We start from the raw sequence: 6,148 nt of genomic DNA, 5'->3' as shown, positions 1-6,148 counted from the left end.
TCATCAGCCTCCAGGTCGTCTCAAGGGCCCGCCGCGCAGGACTCGCGCTCTCCTCCCGGGACGTCTTCCAACACCCCACCATCTCTTCGCTCGCCGCGGTCGTCCCGGCCGTGGAGTCGGACGTCGCGCCGACCTCGACCGCTGAGCAGGGCGAGCTCACCGGCCAGATCCCGACGCTGCCCGCCCGGGAGTGGTTCTTCGAGACCCACCCCGTGGCCCCGGAGCACTTCAACATGTCGCTGGCTCTCGCCCTGGACCCGGAGACGGACGAAGCGGCCCTGCTGAGGGCGCTCGGCGCCGTGCTGTCCCAGCACGACGCTCTCCGTACCACCTTCGCCGGTCGCACCTCGGCCCGGTACGAGGACGGCTCCGCCATCAGCGTGGAAGGGATCTTCGCGTCCCACGACCTGCCCCAGGACGACGCCGAGGCAGAGGCACGATGGCAGCAGCTTGCCACCGCCGCCCAGTCGGACCTGGACCTCGACGGCGGCCCGCTCGTCCGCGTCCTTCTCGGCCGGAGGGGCGCGGGACGTGCCCCGTGGTTCTTCCTCGCGGCCCACCATCTGGTCATCGACGGCGTGTCCTTCCGCATCCTGATGGAGGACCTGAGCACGGCGTACGAACAGGTGGTCGCCGGGCACACGCCCGACCTCGGTCCCAAGACCACTTCCGTGCGTCAGTGGGCACAGGAACTGGCGAATCACACCGCACGCGGCGGGTTCGACGCCCAGCGTGACTACTGGGCCTCCGCCACTGCGCGGGCCGACCACCGACTGCCGCTCGACAACCCCGACGGAACCAACACCGTGGCCTCGGCCCGTACAGTCTCCGTCGCTCTGTCGGTGGAGGAGACGGAGGCGTTGGTGCAGCGGGTGCCGGCGGTGTATCGGACGCAGGCGAATGACGTGTTGTTGACGGCGTTGGCGCGAGTTTTGCGTGGGTGGACGGGTCGTGACCGGGTTCCCGTGTTGTTGGAGGGGCATGGTCGTGAGGAGTTGTTCGCGGGTGTGGACCTGACGCGGACGGTGGGGTGGTTCACGTCGGTGTATCCGGTGGCTCTGAGGCTGTCGGGCGAGGGTGGCGAGAACGGTGGCAGGGGTGAGGTCGGTCGGGTTGGTGACTGGGGTCCTGATCTGAAGTCGGTGAAGGAGCAGTTGCGGGCTGTTCCGGACCGGGGCGTGGGTTACGGCGCCCTGCGCTACCTGGGACTGGAGGGCGGGGCCCAGGACGACCCGCAGATCAGCTTCAACTACCACGGTCACTTCGACATCGGCGGCGAAGCCGGCGACGGCCTCTTCCGAGGCGCCCTACCGCTGCCGGGCGGCGACCACGCGCCGCACGAGAACCGCACGCATCTGATCGATGTGGTGGGAGCCATCCAGGACGGCCGTCTCGCGTTCTCGTGGATCTACTCGGGGGATGTGCATCGTGAGGAGACGGTGCGGGGTTTGGCGGAGGCGTTTGCGGCGGAGTTGGTCGCGTGTGTGGTGCATTGCGAGGCTGCGGGTGCGGGTGGTTGTACTCCGTCGGACTTCCCGTTGGTGGGGTTGTCTCAGGTGGAGGTGGATCGTGTGGTGGGTGAGGGTCGGGGTGTGGAGGATGTGTATCCGTTGACGCCGTTGCAGGCGGGGATGCTGTTCCATGCGTTGGCGGATCCGGGTTCGTCGGCGTATCTGGAGCAGTTCGTGTTCCGGCTTGATGGCGTGTCGGATGTGGAACGGTTGGCGCGTGCGTGGCAGACGGTGGTGGGGCATGCGGACGCGTTGCGGGTGTCGTTGGCATGGGAGGGGCTGTCGGAACCCGTGCAGGTGGTGCACCGCGAGGTGACGGTGCCGGTCACCGTGCTCGACTGGACTGATTTGGCGGAGGAGCGGCAGGCCGAGGCCCTGGCCGACCTGATGGACCAGGACCGTGCCCGCGGGATCGATCTCACCTCTGCTCCTTTGTTGCGGGTGGTGTTGGCTCGGTTGTCGGGCGATGCGGTGCAGGTGGTGTGGACGTTCCATCACGTGTTGTTGGACGGGTGGAGTACGGCGGCGTTGGTGCCGGACGTGCTGGCTGAGTACGCCGGTGACGGGGCCGGGAGAGGCGCGGGGTCCCGGGGTTCGTTCGGTGAGTATGTGCGTTGGCTGGTGGGTCAGGATGCCAGTGCTGGGCGGGCTTTCTGGCGTGATCGGCTTGCGGGTGTTTCGGATCCGGTGGTGTTGCCGTACGACCGTTTGCCGGGTGAGGCGGAGCGGGGTCGTTCGAGTGGCCGGGTGCCGGTGGTGTTGGGTGCTGGGGTTGCGGGTCGGGTTGGTGGGTTCGCGCGTCGGCATCGACTGACGGTGAACGCGGTGGTTCAGGGTGCGTGGGCGTTGTTGTTGTCGCAGTCGGCGGGGGCGTCGTCCGGTTCGGGTGATGTGGTGTTCGGGACGACGGTGTCGGGGCGTCCGGCGGATCTGCCGGGCGTGGAGGACATGCTGGGTCTGTTCATCAACACGGTGCCGGTGCGGGTGGCGGTGGATCCGTCGGTGCCGGTGGTGTCGTGGTTGGGGGGTGTGCAGTCGGATCTGGTGGAGGCGCGTCAGTTCGAGTACGTGGCGTTGTCGGACATGGAGACCGATCTACCCGCGGGTGCTTCGTTGTTCGACAGTTTGGTGGTGTTCGAGAACTATCCGGTCGATTCGACTGCGGCTGAGCGCCATGGCGTGTCGGTCAGCGGTGTTCAGGCCGTCGAATCGACCAACTACGCGCTCACGCTCATCGCCGGACTGGCTGGTGAACGTCTCGACATGACGCTCGCCTACGACCCCGCCCTCTTCGACCGGACCACGGTCGACAGCCTGGCCGGCCGCCTCGCGCAGGTGCTCACCACGCTCGTGGACAACGCAGAGACCCGGCTCGGAGCGCTGGACCTCCTGGCTCCCGAGGAGCGTGCCCTCGTCGCTGACGAGTGGGCCGACGGAGGGGCCTCTGCGCTCGACGACGCCTCGGTTGTCGAGGCGTTCGCCCGCCGGGTCGCGGCGGCACCGGATGCGGTGGCCGTGCGATGCGGTGACGCGATGCTGTCCTATGCGGAGTTGGACGCGTCCTCGGACCGGCTGGCGCGGCTGCTGGTCGAGCGGGGGGTTGCGGCTGAGTCCAGGGTGGGGCTGCTGTTGGAGCGGTCGGTGGATGTGGTCGTGGCGATGTTGGGTGTGTTGAAGGCCGGTGGTGTGTATGTGCCGGTGCATGGTTCGTATCCGGAGGAGCGGGTGCGGCAGGTGCTGGCGCAGGCCGGTGCCGGGCTGGTGCTCACGGATCGGGGCTCGGCGGAGGTCGGGGGTGTTCCGGCGCTGGCGGTGGACGCGGAGCCGGTCGGTGTGGCGGGCCTTCCCGCGGTGATTCCGTCGGGGTCGTTGGCGTATGTGATGTTCACGTCGGGGTCGACGGGTGTGCCGAAGGGTGTGGCGGTCACGCATGGGGACGTCGTGGCGTTGGCGGCGGACGGTCGTTGGGGTTCGGGTGCGCATGGTTCGGTGTTGTTCCATTCGCCGCATTCGTTCGACGCGGCGACGTATGAGGTGTGGGTGCCGTTGCTGAACGGCGGGACCGTGGTCGTGGCGGAGGCGGAGCTGAGCGCGTCGGTGGTGCGTGAGGCGGTCGCGGCGGGTGTCACGGGTCTGTGGGTGACCGCGGCGCTGTTCGGTGTGCTGGCGGAGGAGGACCCCGCGTGTTTCGCGGGTCTGCGTGAGGTGTGGACGGGTGGTGACGCGGTTCCGGCCGCGGCGGCCCGCCGTGTGCTGGACACCTGCGCCGGGCTGGTGCTGGTCAACGGCTACGGTCCGACGGAGTCGACGACGTTCGCGGTGTGCGGACCGATCGGGGCGGTGGACGCGGCGGGTGGTGCGGTGCCGTTGGGCCGGGTCATGGACAACACCCGTGCGTATGTGCTGGATGCCGCGCTCAGGCCGGTCGGGGTGGGTGTCCCCGGGGAGTTGTATCTGGGTGGTTGCGGTCTGGCGCGTGGCTATGACGGCAGGTCCGATCTGACGTCGGAGCGGTTCGTCGCGGACCCGTTCGGTGAGGGCGGGAGGTTGTATCGCACGGGTGATGTGGTGCGGTGGCGCGAGGACGGCCGGCTGGACTTCCTGGGCCGTGGTGACGGTCAGGTCAAGGTGCGGGGCTTCCGTATCGAGGTCGCGGAGATCGAGGCGGTGCTTTCCCGGCACGGATCGGTGGGTGTGGTGTCGGTGCAGGTCCGTGAGGACCGTCCCGGGGTGAAGCGCCTGGTCGCCTACCTCGTCCCGGCCGCCGGTCGCGTCCCCGACACGGCCGAGATCCGGGAGCACGCGGCCGGGCTGTTGCCGGAGTACATGGTGCCGTCGGCGTTCGTCGTCCTGGACGAACTGCCGCTCACGGTCAACGGGAAGGTCGACCGCAGGGCGCTGCCCGCGCCCGAGGCGGAGTCGGGCGCGGGGGAGGAGTACGTCGCCCCGCGCACCGATACCGAGAAGATCCTCGCGGGCATCTGGGCCGATGTCCTCGGTGTCGAACAGGTGGGTGTGCACGACGACTTCTTCGCGCTGGGCGGTGACTCGATCTCCAGTCTGAAGGTCGTCTCGCGTCTGCGCGGCGCCCTGGGCACAGGCTTGTCCCCCCGTGCCCTGTTCGACCACCCGACCGTCGCGGCCCTGGCCGGGCAGGTCGCCGGTGACGAGCCGGAGGAGCCGGGGATCCGCCCCGCACCCCGTACCGGACCGCTCCCGCTCTCCTTCGCCCAGGAACGCCTCTGGTTCCTGGACAACTTCACTCCTGGCGGCACCGAGTACAACATCTCCGCCGCTCTGCGTCTGACGGGTGAGTTGGATGTCGTGGCGCTGCGGGCGGCCGTGGCCGGACTCGTCGCCCGGCACGAGGCCCTGCGTACAACCTTCGACTCCGTCGACGGCCAGGGCGTTCAGACGGTCCACGCGCCCGAGGACTCCGAGGTGGCCGTCCGTGTGGTGGAAGCGGCAGGCGAGGACGGGCTCAGGGCCGTGCTGGCCGACGAGGCGGCGCTGCCGTTCGACCTGCGCAACGGTCCGCTCACGCGAGTCGTGCTGGTCCGTCTCTCCGAGTGTGAGCACGTTCTGGCGCTGTCGATGCACCACATCGTGACCGACGGCTGGTCCATGGGCGTGGTTACCCGCGAGCTGAGCGCGCTCTACACCGCCGCCGTACGCGGCGAAGACGCTTCGCTTGCCGAACTCCCGGTGCAGTACCCGGACTTCGCCGTCTGGCAGCGTGAGCATCTGGCAGGCGAAGCGCTGGATGGCCAGCTCGACTACTGGCGCGGAAAGCTGGCCGGTCTGGAGCCGTTGGAGCTGCCGACGGACCGGCCGCGTCCGGCCGTGCGTACCTCGGCCGGTGCCCTGCACGCGTTCGAGGTCTCGTCGGAGCTGGCGAACCGGCTCACAAGGCTGAGCCAGGAGCGTGGGGCGAGCCTCTTCATGGCCCTGACCGCGGTGACGCAGTTGCTGCTGTCGCGTTACAGCGGGCAGCGGGACATCGCCGTGGGCACCGTGGTCTCCGGGCGGGAGCGAGCCGAGATCGAAGATCTGGTCGGGTTCTTCGTCAACACGCTGGTGCTGCGGTCGCGCGTCGACGAGTCCGTGGGCTTCGGAGAGCTGCTGTCAGACGTGCGGGAAACGACGCTGGACGCGTTCGCGCACCAGGACGTGCCGTTCAGCCGGCTCATCGAGGAGCTGGCTCCCGAGCGCGACACCTCCCGCACCCCGCTCGTCCAGGCGCTCGTTGCGCTCCAGAACACCCCGATGGGCGCCTTCGAGCTTCCCGGCCTGCGTGTCGAGGACGAGGCGGTGCCGCGTGAGGCAGCCCAGTTCGAGCTGAGTCTGCACTTCCAGCAGACGGATGGTGGTGGCCTCGCCGCCGTGGCCGAGTTCAACACGGACCTGTTCGACGCTGCCACGGTCGAGCGGATGTGCCGCCACTGGATCGCTCTCGCGGAGGCGGCGGTGGCGTCGCCGATGGCGCCGCTCGACCGGCTGGAGTGCCTGGACCCCGTCGAACGCGAACTGGCCCTGGGGGAGTGGGCGGGTCCTGGTGTGGGTGTGGGTGGTTGTTCGGTGGTGGAGTTGGTCGCGGGGCGTGTGGGGGCTGTTCCTGGGGCGGTTGCTGTGGTGTG

General features: G+C 69.2%; 1 protein-coding gene. It reads left to right on the top strand.

Features of this window, described 5'->3' with window-relative positions:
• On the top strand, positions 1 to 6,148 hold a 6,148-nt coding region (locus ACGF2V_RS31000; RefSeq protein WP_362711200.1), incomplete at both ends, for an amino acid adenylation domain-containing protein.

This window comes from Streptomyces sp. NPDC047982 (assembly GCF_043204165.1).
In the GTDB taxonomy this organism is placed as follows: domain Bacteria; phylum Actinomycetota; class Actinomycetes; order Streptomycetales; family Streptomycetaceae; genus Streptomyces.
The sequence above is the reverse complement of the archived record's forward strand: the minus strand, read 5'-3'. Positions and strand labels throughout refer to the sequence as shown.